Origin of the sequence: Geotalea uraniireducens Rf4, from assembly GCF_000016745.1 — a bacterium.
Taxonomy (GTDB): Bacteria; Desulfobacterota; Desulfuromonadia; order Geobacterales; family Geobacteraceae; genus Geotalea; species Geotalea uraniireducens.
In genome coordinates, this window is sequence record NC_009483.1 from 2,725,078 (window position 1) to 2,747,024 (window position 21,947).

Below are 21,947 nucleotides of genomic sequence, written 5' to 3' on the forward strand. Positions count from 1 at the left end.
CCTACACACCTTCGGGAAATATCCCGAATGCTTCAATATGTTGGCCGGGACGCCATGCCCCTCGTACCATAAGATTGTCCAGGCAATAGACTTTAAAACCGAATCCCATAAGTGTCTTGACGAGCAGATAATCCCTGGCCATAACACGCGTTTGACAGTCTCGTTCTTTGAAAACTGCTGATGCATGTTGAAACAGGCACCCCGCTTCCTCTTCTCCTTCGGCGAGCAAGGGACCAAGCTGCACCGATCCTGAACCGGGAAGACACGCCAGAAATCCACGAATCTGCGATTGATCTCGATAAACAAAAACCTTGCCCCACTTGACATAATATGCGAGGTCTTTTCGGCGATCCGACTTGCTTCTTGGACTATCGTACGTATGAACAGCATCAAGATCCTTTGCCGTTAATTCGGTTACATTGCTGCATGGATCCAACCGCTGCCCCGCTCCTCCATCCAGAAATAAATCCAGCAGGCTTGCCACCGGCAAAAAATTGAACGAATAAAACAAAGAAAAGGATGCAGGATTGAACGCCTCCTGGATCAGTCTGAGACTTTGCAGGTTTTCCGCTCTTTTTAGAAGAGCATCCATCAACTGACTGCCGATACGATAACCTTGAAAATATGGATTAACGACAACAGGCCCAACGCCTCCAAGATTGCCCCTTGGATTCAGGCAACATATTCCCGCAATACGGTTTTCCACCTCGGCAATCAGAAGTTCATTCGAACCATAGTGCAGCATGGACCAAGCCCAGGACTTTCCCGTCTCTACCCGTTGCATTTTCCGGGCATACCCGTGTTTCGCTGCACCGGCATTGAATGATTCGTAAAGAATTTCCCCCACCCGGTCCGTATCAGCTTGAGTCATATTCCGTATTTGGGCTTTCACCTTAACCTCCCTACGGCCGCAAATTGATTGTCGTCAGTACTACTTACTTCCCGCTTTCTTGCGACCCGGTGCCCATCCCGGGGTTATGCGATTTCACAGACCACGTCAGCCATGTACTCAGTTCATTACTGGGTTTAGGCAGTAATTCAGCCGCTCTATTGATGTATACCCCCTTTTCCCGGGTATCCGCAGTTATTGAAACGCCGGCGCCGATTATACATTCTCTGGCAACAATGACCCCTCCATCCCTGATGGTCGAGTTAGCCCCGATCAAGCAATACGGCTCTATGGTAGCGGAACCTAAAATAACCGCATGAGGGGCGACGAAACAGTGGTCCTTGATGACGGAGTGATGCCCGATCAGGCTGCCGGCCCCTATGAATACGTTATTCCCGATCTCGGCAAAAGGACAAATGACACTATTCTCGGCGATGTAACAATTATCACCGATGACCAACCCGGGCCAGGTAACGGCCTTCGGATTGACGTAACTTATCAACTCATATCCCTTTGCTTTCGCCTGATCATATTTTTCCGCCCGTAACCTGTTCAGCTTTCTGTAGCTGATGAGAAGAGACATCTTGTACTCGTTTGGTGGATATATTGATTCGATATTCTCGAAAGGGACAACCGGTAGTCCCAAAAGCCTGTCTTCTTTGATGTATGCCCGGTCTACGGTGAACGCAGCAACCTCATACGGGGAACTGTGGGTCAGATAGATGTAATTCATTTCCGCCTCTTGACCATTGCCAAATATAATTACTCTATCCATGGTAATCCCTTCCTCCGACTGCGAAAGTTCTACGCGAACTCTCCTTTTCGATAGGCCGGAAAATAATCGGTAGTTGTCATACCCTTGGCTTTTACGATCTGCGCATATCGTTCAGGGTCGAAGATCCGGCCGCAAAAATAGGCAGTCCGTGTCCCGGTTGACCAGCCGCGCTTGAATCGGGTCAGGCCATCAGTACCATCGCCACCGATGCCGGCGCCGGCCCCGAGTTCCAGCCACCGCAGACCGTTGTCGGCAAAATACTTCAAGGCGAAAGAGAACAGTGCAAACGATGCATGCAATTCGAGTCCACGGGGACTGGTGCTGCCCAAATGGTAATAAGCCACATCGCCATGCACATACCACAACAGCATCCCAAGGGTCTTATCATCAGATACCGCCCGGAACATTACCAACCCGGGCACGGACAACTGTTTGGCGAATGATTCTTTTGAGAATGCCGTTATCCCTTTGATACCGTGTCTCAGAATCAATTCCTGATAAAGCGCTGCCCATTCATCTATAAAGTCGATTGGCTCCTCGCACAGCTCTACGGTTACATGTTGAAGGCTTTTTCGTATATACCGTCGATGATGTTCTGATACATGGTTATCCGTCTGCTGATTGAGATCGACTACGAAATGCTCCTTAAACGGAACGACATGCTCAAAGCATCGATTCAAATAGTCTCTGTCATACTCACCAAAGGGGTCTGTCACCAGCGCCAGACTTACCAGCTCGATTTCGAGAGTTTCCAGATCCGAATGAAGCTGATACCAATCCTGACAGACAAACAGAGGGTAACAGCACATTGCATCGCGGTCGGTTAAACCCGGTATGGGGCGCTCCAACACCCACCCCTTGCATCGAAGGAGTTCTCGTGGTGTGCCGAATTCCGACAACGATTCTGCGTAGCAGGGATGCATGTATCCGGTCACTCTCTCAACTCCCCTCGCAATAGTCATAAGCTATCCAATGCGATTACGACGATGCTTTTAATCGCTGAATCCACCAAGGTATTCCATTTTCCATTCCAGCACGGGTTGCACAACGCCCGGCTCTTTGCCGTACCAGACGCCCTGTCTTTCTCTCACATCGAATATGTCGAACGACACCCGGCTTTCATGGCTGTAGATGACGGAGCTTCCATCTTTTACAACCAGCACGACAAACCGGTGTGAACCGCTATTCAGCAAGTCGCCGGGGAAATAGCATACGTTGCGATACAAACCGGTTGCCAAGGGACGATTGTTCAGGTTGCACGTAGTAAACGCAATGATCCCTTCTGCGGTATAAAGGTGCAGGGTTGTATGCAAATGCGTATCGGCTGCCAGATTCCAGTATTCCACTTCCACCTGAAACGGCGTCTGCATCGTCAGGGGGTCCGACAGGCAGCCGTCCTGACGCCGCAATCGCACCCGGTGGAGCCGCACCATATCGTTACCGGGTGCATCATTTACGTCATTCCAAACCTCTTCGGACAAATCCATGCCCTTCACTGATGTTGCCAGATACCTTGTCACAATCTGTGCAGTTGGTCCGTCTTCGACGATCTTGCCGCCGTTCACCCATATCACCCGCTTGCACAGGCTATTTACGGCAGTCATATTGTGACTTATCAATAGCACCGTCCGCCCGTCCCTTGCGGCATCACCTATCTTATCCAGACACTTTTTCTGGAAAGCGGCGTCACCTACTGACAGGACTTCATCCACCAGGAGGATCTCCGGCTCAAGATGAGCAGCCACAGCGAAGCCCAAGCGCACATACATGCCACTGGAGTAACGCTTCACGGGCATGTCGAGAAACTCACCGACCTCGGCAAACTCGACTATTGCGTCGAAACGGCGGCGAATTTCCTCCTTCTTCATACCTATGATGGCGCCGTTAAGGTAAATATTTTCCCTGCCGGTCAGTTCAGGGTGGAAGCCGGTGCCCACTTCCAGCAGGGAACCGACTCGTCCGAAAATCTCGGCCCGGCCGTCAGTAGGCACCGTAATCCGGGAAATTACTTTTAATAGCGTGCTTTTTCCGGCTCCATTCTGCCCGATGATACCGACAATCTCACCCTGCCTGACCTCAAAGGAAACATCTTTCAAAGCCCAGAATGTTCTCTCAGCCAGATGGGATCGACCCTTGCGGAGAAAGACAGACTTCAGGCCATCAGCAAGCTGATCACATAGGGTATCGTAACGATATTTCGCCGTTGCGATATTGTATCGTTTGGACAGGTTTTCGGCTCGAATCGTAATATCGCTCATAAAGTATTCCCGGAACAGCTGCGCCTTTCAGGGCAGAAACTAAGGGACTTGGTAATTATCAATATACCACGTAGGGGCGACAGCACGGCTTCATCGTGCTTCGCCCTTGTTCGCAACGCCAACAAAGGCGGGCGAAGCTTCGCCCCTACAATCAAAAACGGTATATCAGGAAATTCTATGTCCCTAAATAACATCAGCAAAAGTCTGCTCCATCCGTTTAAAGTAAACAATTCCACCTGCCAATAACGCCAATACGACGGATGAGCTCACTGCCATCAACATAAAATCCGGGCTTTCCTTTCCCAGGAGAGCCCAACGAAAACCTTCTATCACCCCGACCATCGGGTTCAGACTGTAGAGCAGTCTCCACTTCACCGGAACCATGCTTACAGGGTATGCTACAGGTGATGCGTACATCCAGACCTGGCTTAAGAACAGGATAATATTGCCCACATCCCGATATCTCACGTTAAGTGCAGAGGTCCAAAGTCCCACGGCCAGAGCTGTCATTATTGCAAGGCCCAGAAAAAGAGGCAGAGCCAACAGACCCCACGTGGGCGCAATGTTGAACCAAGCCATCAGAACCAGGAGAACCAGGAACGAGAAGAATAAATCGACCACGGGTGAAACCGAAGCGGCCAGGGGAATCAATAATCGAGGGAAATATATTTTCGTAACCAGGTTGGAGCTGTTGACAACGCTGCTTGAGCTCTTTGCCAAAGCTTGAGAAAAGTATGACCATGGAAGCAAAGCGCTGAAAGCGAAAACAGGATATGGTATCCCATCCGAGGGAATCTTGGCGAAGTTGCCGAAAATCAGGGTAAATATCAACATGGTGATCAGAGGCTGCAAGATCACCCAAGCGGCTCCAAGCGCCGTCTGCTTATAACGTACTATCACATCCCGCCAAACCAGGAAGTAAAGCATTTCACGATATTGCCAGACACTTGTCAGATCAAGCTGAAACAGTCCCTTGCGAGGCTGGATTACCACTGAAGGCTTTCTTGATGTATTTCCTGCCGCTAAGTCCATATTGCGCACCATTTATTCGATGGAATCCCATATTGGACAGCAATTGGATTTCAACTTCATACGCGTTCACTCTGCCGGACGAAATCGATTCGGCCAAATTCATCGGTTTCACGTATCGTTCATCGAGTCGTTTCTGCCCTTACATTGACAATTCATCTGATGTTCTTTCAATTCTGTTGCCGCTCAAGTTCCATACGTCCTGGATGGCATGGAATTTCAGGCTGTTTAATAGATATTTGATTTTCGATTCCATCTTATCCAGATTCAGATAATGTCTGAAACGAGATTTTAATCCGGCACGAATGCGGGGCTGGTCCGGATCGATTTCCCATGGATGGAAATAGACTACTGTCGGCTGACTTTCGCAGGTATTGATATAGTTTATGGCTCGCCCTACCAGTGGAGCAGGGAAAAGTCTCAGGTATCCGCCGCCGGCAATCGGCAGCCGATATTGCCACCATCCTATCCGCAGGGGAAAGGTGGAGATTGGGAATTCTTTTATTTTCCCCGCCCGAGTCTCGATTTCATGGGGGAATCGTTCCCCCCCCGGAATCCCGTATATGTCATGGACAATGGGAAAGATGCTGGAATCATAAGTAAAACCTTCCTCGACCAGAATATCGAGTGCCCATAACGACTTTCCGGTAATGGAATAGCTCGGAGCACGGTAGCCGCAGACCGGAACACCGGTAATATCTTCGAGGAGCCCCTTAGCCCTGCGAACGTCCTTGCGAAACCTCTCAGGGCCGATAGCGTATACCAGCTCATGGCAATAACCGTGGCAGGCGATCTCGTGCCCCCGTTGCATGATTTCCCGTACCAATCCAGGAACACGCTGCGCTACCCAGCCAAGAACGAAAAAGGTGGCCTTCACTGAAAATTCTTCCAGCAGGTCAAGAATCCGATGGGTATTTGCCACCACCCGCAGGGGAAAGCAGTCCCAATCCTCGATTTTCACGTAACGTTCAAATGCCGTCACATGAAAGTAATCTTCGACATCAATGGTAAGGGCGTTGTACATGAAGACCCCGGATTTCGAGTACGAATATCAACCAGTATCCCATTTTGTTAAAATGTTTTTCTGAGTTCCAGTATCACCCTGTTTATCTGCTTGTTGTCGGTGACAATCACCGGTGAATAGTAGTCGATGTACCTGTAATAAAGAGAACAGGTTAAGTCCTTGACAAATGAATAACTAAGCCCGGTATCAACAAAAAACCTGCGGGTATAACTGCCTGTATCCTTGTGATCATATTTAGAAGCCTCAAAACTGAGATTGGCCACAAGAGCGTTCATTAGTTCATATCTGCCTCTCGTGCCGGCCGTTGAACTCTTCGTCTGCAATCTGTCAATTTCCGTATCAACAAATTCAGCGTATGAAAGAAAAATCCCGACCTTTCCTCTTTTAAAATCCCTGTCGACGGCGCCCGAATAGCTTGTTTCCTGAGTAGTTCTTCTGAGCGGATCCTCATAATATCTGACGCTGGCATTGATCGTGGCGGTAACGCTGCCAAATTGGTGTTTGATACCTGCATTCCAGAATGGAGCAATAAAGGTGCTGTCTTTACTGTATTTAATCCATGTCCCTCCGCCCTGCCCGAATAAAAAGGAAATATCCGCATACTCATAGCGAAACCCCAGATATACGTCATGCTTGCTATAATCATCTACTGGTGCAATATCTCTGGTAAAAGTATAGCCGCCTGTGACATTGATTTTAGGCGAAACATTATAAGTTCCCTCAGCGAAACCGATATGGTCGGTTCTATCAAAAGCAGCCGGGCTTTTGTACCAGGTATTCACATAGCGATAACCAAACCTCAAATTTGTCTGCGTTGTAGGTCTGATGACGAAAAAAGGTGACGCGGTCACTATGTTCTGATCCGACTGATCGACAAAAAGACTTTCCCTGGTGACGTCCCTGGTTATATCCAGCGAAACCCGCTGATAATTATCAGTGACATCGAGAAAAAAGAAATTGTCGATAAGAGAGATATGCCCTCTCGTATTCAGGTAATGGGTGTTGTCGTCACTCCGGGTTTGACGTATATAATAGCGATAGTCAAAGTTATACCCCAAATCCAATTCCAATACCGGCGCCCTGTATTTCAAATCTATACCGGGTATGGCTCGTGTTATAAAATCGCTCCTTTTATTAACCCCGGTCTCAAAAACATTGTCGGTAAATTCCTCACTGATGGCAATGCTTGGTCTGATTGCAAATTCAGCTGCTTCAGCACTGGCAATAAACATCAGAACTGCAACTGAAACAAAAAAGGAGCAGCAAACAAACTGTGTTTTTAATTTAAATTTAGTAAATTTCATGGAAAGTCAATTGCTTCATTGTTTTACCTGTCTAATGGTGTAATCATTCATTCCGCTGACACTATGTAATGTACTAACTACCAAATATTCTCCTGATCAGACTTATTTTATTGGGGTTTTCGTCATCTTTGGGAAGACCGCCATGAACAGGCTTTACAATAGATGTATCCATCTTTTTCTTTAATTCTCCGATGGAGCGGTCAGTTTCTTCGCGATAGCTCTTTATGAAATTCTGTATTGAGTTAATTTTATTACCGATATCAGTCAATATATTCGAGTTGATTTTTGTTGATTCTTTTTCCAGCAATTCAAGACGTGTTCTTACATCAATCAACACCGGGACAAGTTCCGTATCATTAACGCTTGTTGGCGTGGCTGACATGTAATCAGCAGGATTAGCCACCGACTTGACATTTTCAATCTTCGACTCCCAGTACTGGTTTTCAAAATCAAGGTCAACTATAATGTCATGAACCATATCTCCATCAAGTCGTTTTGTCTCCTCTGCACACGCTGAAAGCATGAGAAAATCACAGATTATGTTAATCAGCCTGGGAACGCCTCTGCTGTATTTGTAGATGAGATGCAGCGCCTCTGAGTCGAAGACCACCGCAGAGCGGTCTCCGGCAATTTCCAGCCTGTGAAGGATGTATTCTTCGATCTCGGTGGAGGATAATGGCTGCAAATGACAGTTGATGCTGAGCCTTTGGCGCAATTGACGCATCCCGGGCTGCTTAAGGGTCTCCCTCAATTCAGGTTGTCCGACCAGAATGATTTGCAAAAGTTTGGCATTATCGGTTTCAAGATTGGAAAGCATTCTGACTTCTTCCAGCAGCTTGGAATTTAGATTTTGCGCCTCATCGATTATAAGCGTTGGCTGGTTCCCCTTCGCATACTGACTAATCAGAAAAGCATTCAAGTCCCGCAGTAATTCAATTTTGTCCTTTCCCTGCACCGGCAACCCGAAATCATCGTTAATCATGGAGATAAGCTGATCAGAGTTGACCCTGGTATTGAAGATCTTGGCAAGAATAACCTTATCGTGTTTTTTATTGATTACGTCCCTGATAATTGTTGTTTTACCGGAACCAACATCACCCGTAAGGAGAATAAATCCTGCCCTCTCTTTTATGCCGTAGTCCAGATATGACAAAACACGTTTGTGAGATTTACTCAGATAAATAAATTCAGGGTTAGGCAATAGATCAAACGGTTTTTTTGTCAGATTAAAATATGATTCGTACATGATGTCCCCGACATAAATACTATTGGGATATGCTTTGTATTGAACTTTGCCTTATTTCTGTGCTGTTAATCTGACAAAATCAAACGGATATCTGATCTTCATATCGACTACCATTTTTCAGCATCATATCGGTAATAATAATTATAACGATCGTTGAAGCCGTCGATACTGGCCTCATTGTAAACTATTCCCAAAAGGTTGGTTCCCTTCAGTGCTGCTATTGCGTCACTCACATCATTCAAGGATGCAGCGCCTTCCTTGACAACAAATACGATCCCATCGATAAGGGTGCTGATGGATCTGGTTTCAGCAAAAGGGAGAACAGGCGGCGTATCAATAATAATATACCGGTCCGGATAGCGATGCTTCAGCTCTTTGACAAGTTCTTTCATCCGCAGGGACGAAAAGAGTTCCGCCGGATTACGAATCGTCTTTCCATGCAGCAGTACTGACAACTTGCCTATGCCGGTATTTACTATTGCTTCCCCGACATCAACGCCGTCCAGAAGACATTCGGCCAGGCCAACTTTTGGATCGAGTCCAATGTATTGATGAATCGATGGTTTCCTCAGGTCCGCGTCCACCAGCAACACAGTGTGATCGTATTCCTGCGCCAGACTGACTGCAAGATTGAGGGCGGTCAGACTTTTCCCTTCACTACCCACAGAACTGGTAACCATCAGCGTATTCTGGAAATGTTCTCCCTTGGTGAGCTTGACAAGAATTGATTTAAGCTTCCTGTACTCCTCCGCAGCCGGGGTGTGAGGATCGTTAACCGTAACAATAAATGGATTTTCAATTTTTGCAGCTGCAGGTGACGACGGCAGCGGTGGAACATGAACTGCTGTAGCAACAGTTTTCCCGACCGTTACGTTGCTTCTTTCGCTGCTGCGCAACCTCGCCGCTTTTTCAAGTGCTTCTTCAATTCTACTCATGACATCCTCTCAATACTTGGGCAATGGCAACACATTGGAGTCGGAAGATATTTAATTGCCGCCATGATATTTAATTTGACTCATAAGATCAGGCAGATACTGTTTAATCTCAATAGAATCAATGAAAGTATTGGATAATGAGCTGTTTAATACCTCTAACAGCAAGACTGTGAGGATGAGGGAAAAATAGACACTCGCAATCACGTACAGCTTCACATTCTTTTTTTTCTGCAACAGGAGCTCAACCGGGTTCTGCATTTTGGGAATGATTGCAAGAATCGGTAGACCAAAGGATTTGAGGGCGTCCACGTTTTTTACCGATTGATCGAGATAATCCAAAAGCATCAGGAGACAGAATGCGATGACCAGTCCTGCACCTATCCCCATGAGGATGATATTGACCCTGTTCGGGCTGACCGGATTAATCGGCATAATAGCAGGGTCAACGATTCTAAAGGTTGTAGCCTTGTCCTGGACTTCCATCTGCTTGGAAACCTCAGATTGGCCATGCCTGGTGACAAGCTGTTCGTAAAGGTTTTTTTGATTGTTCTTATCTCTTTCCAGTTGTTCTAATGTCGCCTTTGCCACAGGGATGTTGTGCAACAGCGAACGGGTGGACGAGATAATAACATACTGATTTGCTTCAGCCGCCTTCAGCGCCTTCAATTCGGCTTCAACCCTGTCTAAATCAGGAGTTTCGGCAGGAGACATATCGAAACCCGTGTTTCTGTTGCGTAACTGCTCTTTTACCGCCTGTAACTCGGTTTTCACCCTGATTACTTCGGGGTAACTCTCTGTGTACTCGACAAGCATTTCATCCAGCTTTTTTTGTAATGACAGCATTTTTTGTTGCAGAGGATTGTTTTTTTTGATCTGAATACGTAATGATTCAAGCTGTGCCCGCTTTAACCGCATGTCGTCGATTTTTTGCTGAGCATCATTGATCTCTTTCTGAAGGGTCGCCGGATCAGTTGCAATGACACCCATCTTGCCTATCTTGAAGTTATTTACTTCCGCCTCGGCTTTGTCCATTTTCTCCTTATACACTTCAATCTGTTCAGATAGAAATTTTGTCGCACCATAGGATTCTTCCCTTTTTGAAGAAACATTTTCTTCGATGTAACGTCTGACAAGGGTATTAACATAGTCACGCGCCAGTCGCGGATTTTCATTGGTAAATGAGATTATGAAGAAATTCTCGTCATTTTTTAGTTTTATAACTGTATTTTTTTGAAACTTGGCAACCAACTCTTCCAGTTGTGCATCATTCTGCTTGTTGACATTCAGATCAAGATCGTCAATAACCTTGAGCAAAAGCGTGCGGCTGGTTATTGCATAGTTCAGGACTTTTATTTTTTCGTCCATTGATGGTGTTATTGCAATCCCTTTAACAAGATCACTGATTACGCTTTTTTCTATAAAAACAGTACTTTTGGCCTCGTATTTTCTTGGCAAAAAATAACTTACAATTGTAATTACTGTCATAATTGCAAGTGCTGTTATTATGAATAGCTTCTTTTTTTTATCAATCAACATCAAGTATTTTTTATAATCCAACTCATTTGTAGTTGACATAACAACTCCGCTCGAAATTGCACTATTATTACTGAAATAAGTTAAAACATTCCTTCTTTAACAACAACGTAATCACCTGGCTTCAATTTGACATTCTGCTCCAGATCACCGTCATTAATCAGATCTTTTGCCTTTATCGAAATGGATATTTCCTTTTTGCCATCCTTGCGAAGAATTTCGGTGTCGTTCTGTTTAGCGAATTTAGTGAACCCCCCGGACTCAAGAACTGCCTCCATAATAGTCATGCCTTCACGGTACTCGATGACCTTCGGGGTATTGACCGCGCCGAGAACATAAATGTTTTTTTCCAGTAGTTGCGGGATAAAGATGGCATCATTTGTTTCAATGACAATATCTTCGCTAACATCTCCATCAACGAACAACTTGTAAAAATCTTGTTTGAGTTTTTTGCCATTTCTGAGGATATATGCCTTTTTGTAATCCGCAACTTTGGCGCCGGCTCCAGCCGAAGTATTGCGGTTGGCAGCGCCACTGACTGTAGAATTGCCGATAACACACAGGAGTTGGAGAAGTGTCGTGCGCCGATTAAGATCATATACTCCGGAATTGACGCCGCCACCAAAAACATAGACTTTACTGTTGGTAATCTCGCGGACCGACACCGTCACAATAGGATTTTTTACCAGCTCCTTGAACTTCGCGCCTAACGTTGCCTGCAGTTCTAACGGTGTAACGCCGGTTGCCTTTACATCACCCAGCCCGGGGATGGTTATTTTACCGTCCGGCCGTACCCTCACCGTCACATTAAGTTCTTTGACCCCCCATACGGAAATGTCCAAACCATCACCTTCGCCGATAATGTAATCTCCGGCAATGGCAATGTAAGGAATCAGCAATGCTAAACAGAGCGTAATCAATTTCAGTTTCATACATTTTCCCCCTCTTACCTGCCCCCCCGCCTGAACAAAACCACTTTTACCGTTTCAAGAACAATCATCAAATCAAAAGCCATGCTGAGGTTTTTTATGTAATAGAGATCATAACGAAGCTTCTCTATGGCGTCTTCAACCGAGGCCCCGTATGGATATTGTACCTGTGCCCAGCCGGTTACCCCAGGTTTGACGCAATGCCGTTCCGAATAGAATGGAATGATCTCTTTCAATTTATTTACAAACTCCGGGCGCTCCGGCCTCGGCCCAACAAGGCTCATGTCACCCGCAAGGATATTGAACAGTTGAGGAATTTCATCTATCCGGCTCTTGCGTAAGATTTCACCTAAACGTGTCACCCGGGGGTCATGTTCCTTGGCCCAGACAGCCCCGGTATCCTTCTCCGCATCCACCCCCATGGTCCTGAACTTGTAAAGGGTAAACTTCTTTTCCTTTTCTCCGACCCGATCCTGTCTGAACAGGATCGGCCCTTGCGAATCCAGCTTTATGAGCAAGGCAATAATCGGAAAGAACGGCAAAAACAGCAGCAACAAAACGATAGCGCTGATCAAATCGATCATCCGCTTAAAATACCGGAGCAGAGCGGTTACCCTGAAACCATGTGAAAAAATAAACCAGCTTGGAGTAATGTTTTCGATAAGAAGCTTGCCGGTCACTTGCTCATAGAAGGTTGGCGCATCAACGACTTCGACTCCGCTAAGCTTGCAGCTCAACACGTCCTGTAACGGGAAAATTCCCCTCCGTTCCGACAACGACACGACAATCTTATGCGCCCTTGCACGCATCACCGTCTCATAGAGCCTTTCTTCATTCCCTACTATGTTTTGTGGAGGGACATCCAGAGGCTCGCTGGCGCAGTTGACATAACCGGACAGCACATAGTTCTGGTTGCCCGCAGCTATAAGGTTCCCTATCTGCTGCGCCAGCGGACCGGTACCCAAAACAAGGACCCTTCTGGAGAAACCTGAAAACCTTGAACTGATGTAACAGAGATAATGCCAGGCTAACTGGAGAGTGCCGAAAATAAAGAGAGAAAATATCAGCACCATCCCGTCGTACACGAAAAGTGGCGCCATAAAATAGAAACATGATAGGATGAACAACGAAATAAGCAGAGAAATGGAAATTCTTGCGGCGCTTTCCTTACCCCCCAAATACCGGTTAAGATTATATATTTCGACAAAGAACGACGAGAAAATCATAATAAAAACAAATATGATCACCCTCACTGTTCCTGTGCGCGTAAGGTCACCCGGAGCCGGCAGTTCGCCAAAGCGGATTAAAAAGGCTGTAAGCAGCGCAAATATTGCCACCACTATGTCGCCTGTTAAGAGCAGTAAAATTCTCTTGCTCATCTGTAATCCCTTTTTTCCGCCGGCCCGGTTCTACCGGCAGCAGCCATTTCCTGATTTTCCTCAAAAAACCCATCCTAACCCCGATGAACGGGATAAGTCCCTTCACGAAAAATTCTTCGCAAAAAACATGCAAATAATTTTTCTACGGGACTAATGCAGAGTCTGTTGCTGCTTTGTCTTTGACTGATCGCCGTTTGCCTTGAAAGCCGCTAAAAGATGATTCCGAACGTTCGCATCAGCTGGGAGAAGGCGGGCCGCCCTCTCCAGAAGTTTAAGCGCCTCGGCATTACGACCATTTTTCAAAAGAACATAACCCAACGTATCCATTATGGCCGGATTCCCGGAATCCAGTTTGAAAGCCGTCACCGCCAACCTGACTGCATCCTGTTTACTGCCGTAGCCGTCAGCATACAAATAGGCAAGATTATTCAGGGCCGGAACAAAGTCTTCCGATTTTTCCAGTGCTTCGCGGTATTTTTTTATCGCTTCTCTCTTATTGCCTGCTGCATCCAAAAGCGCTCCCTGTGCAAAATACGCCGGAGCAAAATCCGGTTTTTTGCTTACAGCCTCTTCAAAAGCCTTCATTGCCGAGTTATTATCTCCTTTTTTGGCATAAAGGTTTCCCAGCATCAGGATCGCCTGAACGTTTTTCCCGTCGCCCCGAAGACCATTCTTCACCTCATCCAGGGCGTGATCCACGTTATTCTGTCTTTCATAAACAGAAGCGAGCACCATGTACCCGTAAGCCGAGTTCGGCTTGATTGTTATAAAACGTCGGGCCTGCGCAACGGCTTTCGAGAAATCCTTCATCACCACGCAGGTATCGATTTTTAAACGAAAACCAAGATCGGGAGAAATAGCCTCGATATCATCGAAAACCTTTATGGCATCTTTATATTTTTTCTCCTGAAGATAGATCCGCCCTTTCAGTTCAAGTGCGGCTGTATTGCGCGGAATGGTCTTTATCGCTTCATTAAGCACAGTGAGGGCGTTGCCGTTCTCGTTTTTCTTCAAGTGAAAATTTGCCAGGGCAAGAAAGGCGACGGGAGCTTTAGTTTCCTTTGCTTTTTTATAGAAAGCGAGGGATTCATTCTCACGTCCTTTCATATCAAAAAGCGCCGCCGTGCACATCAATGCCTTGACATTGGCAGGGTCATGCTGCAGCACCGTCCGATATTCATTAAGCGCCTTTTCATATTCGCCTACTGCTGCAAAATAGGTTGCCAGGTTGAAATAGGTAGCATATAAGTTCGGGTCCGTCTGCTTTGCCTTTTGCAGTAATTTCAATCCATCGTCCGGTTTTCTCTCGGTAAACTTGATTGACGCCATCGTGTTGTAAAGAACAGCGTCGCTCTTTGTTCCACCGAGACCTTCACTTATTGCGGATAACGCTTTTGTAAAGTCGTTCTGGCGCAGATAATAAGAAGAGAGTATCAAGCGGGTATTCAGGATTTCCGGTGCTACCTGAACCGCTGTCCTCAGGTCGGTTTCGGCTTCCTTTGTTCTCCCTTTGCTTAGATGAAATATTCCTTTTTTTAGATGGGCATCGATGATCTTCGGATCAAGTTCCGTAGTCCTGCTGAACTCTTTCATTCCCTCTTCACTCATACCCTTTGCCATATAGGCGCTGCCGAGGATGTTGTGGGCAAGGGCATGCCTGTCATCAAGCTGCAGGATCTTGCCGATTTCGCTGATTGAATCGTCAATTCGCCCTTGTTTGAGAAGGATCACGCCGGTAAGGAGTCTTGCCTGAATAAAGGAGGGATTATAGTCCAGGATTATCCGAAACTGACTGAGCGCGTTTTCAAATTCGCCGCGATTGTAGAGGCTGAGGCCCAGGAAATAATAGGCCTCCATGTTGGGCTGCGTTCTAAGAGAGTTTTGCAGAGCGGCTATCGCTTCTGTATAGTTCTTCTTGTAATAACAAACAAGCCCCTTCAGCCTGTTACCATCAGCCCGGTTCGGATAATTCTGCAAAAGATGAGCAGCCAGCTTTTCAGCCTTGTCGAGTTCCCCTTTATCTATGTATATAAGACCTGATTTGTAAATGGCGCTGGTGTCGAATTTATTGATTTTCAGGATGGTTTGGTATATCTCAAGCGCCCGGTCCTTATTACCGACTGAATTTTCAAGGCCGGCGAGCATGTAATAAGCCCTGCTGCTTTTGGGATCGACTTTAATAATTTCATCAAGCCGTTGCCTGGCGTCCTTTTCTCTGCCGCAGGCAATATATATACCGGCGAGATCAAGTTTAGCGCCGCTTCTTCGTGGGTCCGCCTTCAGCGCTTGAAGCAGGTAATTCTCGGCTTCATCGAGTCTGTTTTTAAGCGCGTACCCTATGCCCATTATCTCTAATGCTTCAGACGACTGTTGATGTGACTTCAAATATTTGCCCATTGCATCAATTGCCAAATCCGGCTTTTTACTGGAATTATAGATCCTTGCCAGATCAAGCATGATCTCGACCCGAGAGGGGTTCTGTCTGAGAACCTTCTGGAATTCCTTTTCAGCCTGCTCATATTTGACGGCAGCCACATACGCTTTTGCCAATTGATAGCGGGCATCAAGATAGTTCTGGTCCTTTTCCAGCGCGTTCTTCAAGAAAACTATGGCACCGTTCGGATTTCCATCATTTATCTGCTTGACGCCTTTTGCGTAAAGTTCCTCCTTGGTTTTACCGCTGCAGCCGGCGATATTAAATAATACAATGGCTATAATGATTACCTTATACAAAGCAATACCCTCCACAAACAATCAATTCTTCATTAATCAGCTATCCGATAACGATTAATAGTAATAACGGTTATCAATCTTCTGATCATGCCTTCGTAGCGCAGCGAATGTATCTGATGATCTATCCGAATAAGCAAGTATGTGTATAGTAAAGCCGATCATCATCCAACAAACGTTTGTTTTGTGTATTTTGTCAATGCAATGACAATTGGTGCGAATTTAACAGCATAATATATTTAACTATGACAGTTTACGTCTCAAGTCATACAGTTTTGTATGGTGCTGAGTAAATGAACCAGATATCGTATTCAACAACTACCCCAAACCACCTATCTAATTAATTATATTTGTTTAATATTTAATATATTTTTACCGCAATATGGCTCTTTGTCAAGACAAGGCAACTGAACCCTAATACGGCATCTGGAGAGGGATCATGAGCCACATGCGCGCTATTTCGTTGCTGCTCTAAGCAAAAAACAAAGTATTAACTGCGGATATTGCCTAAAACAGACGATGGGCTTAAAACGGGCAAAACAGGGCGTTTTGAGCGAATGGGATTCGCATCACGGGGGAGGTAGAAAGGTTTATGTTCACACTTGCAATGTTGGCATTTTAAATTAATTTATTGTTATGGGTGAGATCAATGAACAGGTGGTTTTGACGAATGGCACTTTCCCGAGAATAGCGCCGTACGCTCTATTCATGGCATTTGTGGGTTTGGAACAACTGTTTGTTCATTGGGCAAACAATGGAGGGGGCGACGGTTCAGTGCCGGCAGCGATGTATATATACCCGGCCAAGACAGTTGCCGTTGCTTTGTTACTGGTCACGTTCAAGTCATGTTACACGGAGGTCTGCCTGCGTGACCTTCTGAAATTCAAACATTCGGTTATCAGCATAATTTCGGGCATAGTTGTATTTATTCTCTGGATCAACATGGATTGGAACTTCACATCCCATCCATCGCAACAAGGCTTTAATCCAAGCATCTTGCAAGACGACCGGATGAGAACGAGTATGACATTTGTTCGGATGACCGGTGCAGTGATCATCGTCCCCATTATGGAGGAATTATTCTGGCGCTCATTTCTCATTCGCTACATCATCAACCAGACATATTCCAAGATATCCATTGGTCAATTCACCTGGCCGTCATTCCTGATCACCACAATATTTTTCGGTTTTGAGCACCATCTTTTACTGGCCGGGATCATGGCTGGGGCCGCCTACAATCTTCTTCTGTATTACTCCAAGAGCATCGCCCAGTGCATCCTGGCGCATGCAGTCACAAACCTGGCCCTGGGGATATATGTGATTACGACCGGACAATGGCATTTCTGGTAGGAAATCGGGGATTCTACGAAAGGGGAATCTTGCGGAGTAAGCGTGAAGGAGATCGACTTGTAAAATTTACCTGATTTTCAGGGTTCTACACCGTCTGTACCCTGTTCCAGTCGATAAAGCCAGGCCAGCAGTTCCGCTACGGCTCGATAGAGTTCCGGCGGAATAAAACGATCCTGGTCAACCTGAAGCAATAAATTCATCAGGTCCGGGGATTCGTGCACATAAACGCCGTTTTCCCTGGCAAGGGCAATTATCGCCTCAGCTGTCACGCCGCAACCCTTGGCGATCACCCGTGGCGCATAATCACCGGGATCATACGCCATCGCCACCGCCTTTTTCATGTCATCAGGCCGTTTTGCCATCTTTTACCACCAAATGAGCCAGCTTCATTCCAGCTCCATCCATGGACTGTCGCAACCCCTCGCCATCCCCCTTCAGAAGGGTTGTTGTTTCAACATTCTCAGCTTCTACGACGACGTCCACGCCGTCAGCCGATAAACGCAAGGTAGCGGCAATTGTCCCAAGTCTGGGCAGATGCAGCTTGAGAGATGTTTCCCAAGCTTTCTCTTGCGGCTCACCCCGGGAGCCGTTGACATCCCTTTCTTCAATAGTGATCTCCATTTTCTGGTCAGGCCAAACCTGTCCGTTCCAGACCAGATGGCCGGTGTGAAGAGCTGCCAACTGTTCCCTGATTATGGGAAATGTCTGCGAATCGGCAATAAATTCTGCGCTTGATCGGTTGTGCGCTGATGAAGGCCGGTCGGAGGAAACGGACTCACCTTTAAAAGAGGAGAGCATCATATCGTCATCACTCGACTGATTCTGCCCCGCTTTCAGCGAACCGGCAGCAAGCCGCTTAGAAAGTTTCCCCTGTGGTTCGCGGAGTATGTCCTTAAGCTGTCGTTCACCGATCGCCCATTCGGCAAGATGGGATTCGTAAAATAGCCCGTTAAGGGTCAAGGCTTCTCGCAGCCTGGATGCAAACTGTTCCATATCGGCAGGTGGTCCGTCAAGAACCTTCGACATTGAAAACAGGCGAACAGCAGCATTTTGCTCCACACCTGCATCTCCGACAAGAGAACTCAGCCATTTCCCCATGGCACTGATATTTACGGGTCCATTGCCATTGTCCCCCTTAGCCAGCTCGAAGGTAATGCGGGGCTCTGCGGTGACAACGGTCAGATGCATGGTTTCGCCCGGCTGAACGTTTAAGGGAATCTCCATTTTAAACAGCTCGCCGGCTATGCGTGCCAGGAAAAGATGGTTGGGCAGCTTGGCGACAACCTCCGCCTGTACTTGCTGTCCGGGATTCAACTGCAGTTGGGAGGCTGATTGCTGTTCCGCCTCGATTTTGGGCAAATTGGATGATTTGGCGAACAACTGTAACAGCTGTCTCTGGATTTCATCGTTAATCAGCACACCAGGCTCCTCGTTTTAAATTACACCTGTCATGGTCCTAAGGATTCTGCTCCGTTGCCGATTTTGGACGTTTCCTTGCCCAGCCGCGCACTTCTTCCAGCAATTTGTCCATATAGTAATAAACAACCGGGGTTATGTAGAGGGTGAGAAGCTGGGAGACAACAAGTCCGCCGACAACAGCCAGACCTAAGGGGCGACGTGCCTCGGCACCGGCGCCAAAACCCAAGGCAATAGGAAGGGTGCCCATAAGGGCCGCCATGGTAGTCATCATGATGGGACGGAAACGGATCATGGCACCGTCGTAAATGGCGTCGAGCGGTGCTTTACCCTCTTTCCTTTCCGCCTCCAGGGCGAAGTCGATCATCATGATGGCGTTCTTTTTGACAATGCCTATCAACATGATGATCCCGACAAAGGCGTATATGTTCAGGTCCTTGTGGAACAGCATAAGTGTAACGAGCGCACCAAAACCGGCTGCCGGAAGTCCCGACAGGATGGTGAGCGGGTGAATGAAGCTCTCGTAAAGAATCCCGAGCACGATATAGATGACCAGGATCGCCATGAAAAGAAGGAACCAGAGCCCTTTCAATGATGCCTGGAATGCCTGGGCAGTCCCTTGAAAACTGGTGCTGATGGTCGGCGGCAAGGTCTCATGCGATAACTTTTCCACCAACGGCATGGCATCGCCAAGGGCGACGTCGGGCTTCAGGTTAAAGGAGATGGTGACTGCCGGCAGCTGCCCCAGGTGGTTCACGGTGAGCGGCCCCAGGCTCTTGGTCAGATTGGCCACCGTATTTAGCGGCACCAACCGGCCTGTGGTAGAACGGACGTAAAGCATGGCCAGAGACGACGGGTCCATCTGATACAGGTCATCCAACTCGAGGATGACCTGGTACTGGTTATTGGGGGAATAGATGGTCGATACCTGGCGGGAACCATAGGCGTAATAGAGGGCATCCTCCACCTGCTGCGCCGAAAGTCCGAGTGCTGAAGCCTTGTCCCGGTCGATCTCCACGTTCACTTGCGGGTTCTTGATCTGAAGGTCGCTCGTCACGTCCTGCAACTGGGAAAGCGCACGCATCTTCCCTTCCAGTTCGGCGGCATATTTGTAAAGGTCATCCGTGTCGGGGCTCTGCAAGGTGTACTGGTACTGGCTCTTGGTCAACTGGCCGCCGATTCGAATGGCAGGGAGATTCTGCATGAACATATTGATGCCGGGCACCTTCGACACCTTTGGCCGCAACTCCTGGATGATCTCATCGGCAGAGAGCTTTCGTTGGTCGCGGGCCTTGAGCCGCATGAATATGCGGCCGGTATTATTGGCAACACTCGCCCCCCCGGCCCCGACGGATGACATAAAGGCATCGATATTGGGATCCTGGGCGACAATGGCCGCAAGCTGCTGCTGGTGACGCTTCATGTCCTCAAAGGAGATCCCTTGGGCCGCCTCGGTGAAGGCGAAAATCTGGCCGGTGTCCTCAGTCGGAAGGAACCCCATCGGGATCCTGGTGAACAGCCATCCCGTCACCAGGGTCAGGGCAATAGTGACTGCTATGGTGGTGCGGCGGTGACGAAGCACTACTTGCAGGGTCCGGTCGTAGGTACGGAGCATGCCGTCAAAGAAGCGCTCCATGAACATATAGAGACGGCCATGACGTTCCTTCTGCGGTGGTCGCAGAAAACGGCTGCAGAGCATGGGGGTCAGGGTTAGCGAAACAAAGCCTGATATGAGGATCGCCATGCTGATGGTAACGGCGAATTCGTGCAAAAGCCGCCCCATGATCCCCCCCATGAAGAGGACCGGGATGAATACCGCCACCAGCGACAGGGTCATGGAAAGAATGGTGAAGCCGATCTCGCGCGACCCTTTGAGGGCCGCCTCCATCACCCCTTCCCCATGCTCCATGTGACGGACGATGTTTTCCAGCATGACGATGGCGTCGTCTACGACGAAGCCGACCGAAAGGGTCAACGCCATGAGGGAGATATTATCGATGCTGAAATTCATGACGTACATGGCGGCGAAGGTGCCGATGATGGAGAACGGGAGCGCCAGGCTCGGGATGATGGTGGCCGAGAGGTTGCGGAGAAAGAGGAAGATCACCAGCACGACGAGGCAGATGGTGAGTATCAGGGTGAACTTGACGTCGGCCACTGAATCACGGATAGAAACAGAGCGGTCGTAAAGGATATTCAGGTCCACCGAGGCGGGCATCTGGGAACGAAAGACAGGGAGAAGCTTTTTGATGCTGTCCACCACCTCGATGGTGTTGGTGCCCGGCTGGCGCTGGATGGCGAGAACAACCGCGCGCGTGTTCTTGTACCAGCTCGCCACCTTGTCATTTTCCACGCTGTCGATGACCTGACCCAGTTCCTGAAGGCGCACCGGCGAGCCGTTGCGATAGGCAACGATCAGGGGGCGGTAGGCTGCGGCGTTGTAAAGCTGACCGGTGGCCTGGATGGTGAATGCCTGGAACTTGCCGTCAATAGTACCGGTAGGAAGGTTGACATTGCCATTTGCAAGGGCTTTGGACACCTCGTCAATGCCGATCTGACGTGTAGCAAGGGCTTTGGGGTCGAGTTGTGCACGCACCGCGAATTTTTGCGAGCCGAATACCTGCACCTGGGCAACGCCGCTGATCATCGATATGCGCTGGGCGATAAAGGTGTCAGCGAAGTCGTTGACCGTATAGAGCGGCAGGGTCGGTGAACTGAGGGCAAGATAGATGATCGGCTGATCAGCCGGATTGACCTTCTGAAACGATGGCGGCGCCGGCATATTCTGCGGCAGCTGGCGCGAAGCGCGGGAGATGGCTGCCTGCACGTCCTGGGCAGCGGCATCGATGTTGCGGGAGAGGTTGAATTGAATGGTTATCGAGGTTGTGCCCGTGCCGTTCATGGAGTTCATTGAATCTACGCCGGCAATGGTCGAAAACTGCCGCTCCAGCGGGGTCGCCACCGCCGATGCCATGGTGTCCGGATTGGCACCCGGCAGACTGGCAGTTACCTGTATGGTGGGGAAATCCACGTTGGGCAAATCGCTTACCGGCAGGAGCCGGTAGGCGGAGAGGCCGAAAATTAGAATCGACGCCATGACCAGTGCGGTCATGATCGGCCGTTTGATAAAAAGCTCTGCTATATTCACAG

At 48.0% G+C, this 21,947-nt stretch carries 17 protein-coding genes; 1 reads left to right on the forward strand and 16 read right to left on the reverse strand.

The features are described from left to right. Position 1 precedes the first annotated feature (1 nt). From GURA_RS11970 to prsT, 13 genes are all read right to left on the reverse strand, one after another. Positions 2–892: a GNAT family N-acetyltransferase gene (locus tag GURA_RS11970; RefSeq protein ID WP_011939227.1), complete on the reverse strand. Its 891-nt coding sequence runs from the start codon at positions 890–892 to the stop codon at positions 2–4. 43 nt (positions 893–935) lie between these two features. Beyond that, positions 936–1,664 carry an acetyltransferase gene (locus GURA_RS11975; RefSeq protein ID WP_011939228.1) on the reverse strand — a complete coding sequence of 243 codons (729 nt, stop codon included), beginning with the start codon at positions 1,662–1,664 and terminating at the stop codon, positions 936–938. A 29-nt stretch (positions 1,665–1,693) separates the two neighbouring features. Then, positions 1,694–2,512, reverse strand: a complete 819-nt coding sequence (locus GURA_RS11980; protein WP_041245422.1) for a GNAT family N-acetyltransferase — start codon at positions 2,510–2,512, stop codon at positions 1,694–1,696. Positions 2,513–2,656: 144 nt separating this feature from the next. Next, entirely contained in the window at positions 2,657–3,922 is a 1,266-nt protein-coding gene (locus GURA_RS11985) for an ABC transporter ATP-binding protein (RefSeq protein ID WP_011939230.1), read from the reverse strand. 183 nt (positions 3,923–4,105) lie between these two features. Then, positions 4,106–4,954 carry an ABC transporter permease gene (locus GURA_RS11990; protein WP_011939231.1) on the reverse strand — a complete coding sequence of 283 codons (849 nt, stop codon included), beginning with the start codon at positions 4,952–4,954 and terminating at the stop codon, positions 4,106–4,108. Positions 4,955–5,093: 139 nt separating this feature from the next. Continuing rightward, complete coding sequence (locus GURA_RS11995) at positions 5,094–5,975, reverse strand: XrtA system polysaccharide deacetylase (protein ID WP_011939232.1); 882 nt, start codon at positions 5,973–5,975, stop codon at positions 5,094–5,096. Positions 5,976–6,022: 47 nt separating this feature from the next. Next, complete coding sequence (locus GURA_RS12000; protein WP_011939233.1) at positions 6,023–7,279, reverse strand: TIGR03016 family PEP-CTERM system-associated outer membrane protein; 1,257 nt, start codon at positions 7,277–7,279, stop codon at positions 6,023–6,025. A 73-nt stretch (positions 7,280–7,352) separates the two neighbouring features. Further along, positions 7,353–8,525: an XrtA/PEP-CTERM system-associated ATPase gene (locus tag GURA_RS12005; protein WP_011939234.1), complete on the reverse strand. Its 1,173-nt coding sequence runs from the start codon at positions 8,523–8,525 to the stop codon at positions 7,353–7,355. Positions 8,526–8,632: 107 nt separating this feature from the next. Further along, positions 8,633–9,460 carry an XrtA-associated tyrosine autokinase gene (locus GURA_RS12010; RefSeq protein ID WP_011939235.1) on the reverse strand — a complete coding sequence of 276 codons (828 nt, stop codon included), beginning with the start codon at positions 9,458–9,460 and terminating at the stop codon, positions 8,633–8,635. Between the two features lie 51 nt (positions 9,461–9,511). Beyond that, on the reverse strand, positions 9,512–11,035 hold the full coding sequence (locus tag GURA_RS12015; protein WP_011939236.1) for an XrtA system polysaccharide chain length determinant: 1,524 nt from the start codon (positions 11,033–11,035) through the stop codon (positions 9,512–9,514). Between the two features lie 41 nt (positions 11,036–11,076). Beyond that, on the reverse strand, positions 11,077–11,925 hold the full coding sequence (locus GURA_RS12020; RefSeq protein WP_011939237.1) for a polysaccharide biosynthesis/export family protein: 849 nt from the start codon (positions 11,923–11,925) through the stop codon (positions 11,077–11,079). Positions 11,926–11,939: 14 nt separating this feature from the next. Further along, entirely contained in the window at positions 11,940–13,301 is a 1,362-nt protein-coding gene (locus GURA_RS12025; RefSeq protein WP_011939238.1) for a TIGR03013 family XrtA/PEP-CTERM system glycosyltransferase, read from the reverse strand. 150 nt (positions 13,302–13,451) lie between these two features. Further along, on the reverse strand, positions 13,452–16,049 hold the full coding sequence (gene prsT, locus GURA_RS12030; protein WP_232279028.1) for an XrtA/PEP-CTERM system TPR-repeat protein PrsT: 2,598 nt from the start codon (positions 16,047–16,049) through the stop codon (positions 13,452–13,454). 618 nt (positions 16,050–16,667) lie between these two features. On the opposite strand from prsT, the gene GURA_RS12035 reads away from it, so the two are divergent. Next, positions 16,668–17,381 (forward strand): CAAX prenyl protease-related protein, encoded by a 714-nt coding sequence (locus GURA_RS12035; RefSeq protein WP_011939240.1) that lies wholly within the window; start codon positions 16,668–16,670, stop codon positions 17,379–17,381. Between the two features lie 77 nt (positions 17,382–17,458). On the opposite strand, the gene GURA_RS12040 is transcribed toward GURA_RS12035, so the two are convergent. From GURA_RS12040 to GURA_RS12050, 3 genes are read right to left on the reverse strand one after another with little or no spacing between them, the layout of a single operon-like run. Then, complete coding sequence (locus GURA_RS12040; protein ID WP_011939241.1) at positions 17,459–17,743, reverse strand: EscU/YscU/HrcU family type III secretion system export apparatus switch protein; 285 nt, start codon at positions 17,741–17,743, stop codon at positions 17,459–17,461. Continuing rightward, positions 17,727–18,800, reverse strand: coding sequence for a flagellar hook-length control protein FliK (gene fliK, locus GURA_RS12045; RefSeq protein ID WP_011939242.1), 1,074 nt, complete (start codon positions 18,798–18,800; stop codon positions 17,727–17,729). Before fliK ends, GURA_RS12040 begins: the two co-directional genes overlap by 17 nt. A gap of 37 nt (positions 18,801–18,837) precedes the next feature. Beyond that, the gene (locus GURA_RS12050) at positions 18,838–21,945 is read right to left on the reverse strand and encodes an efflux RND transporter permease subunit (protein WP_011939243.1); all 3,108 of its coding nucleotides are present in this window, start codon (positions 21,943–21,945) and stop codon (positions 18,838–18,840) included. Positions 21,946–21,947 lie beyond the last annotated feature (2 nt).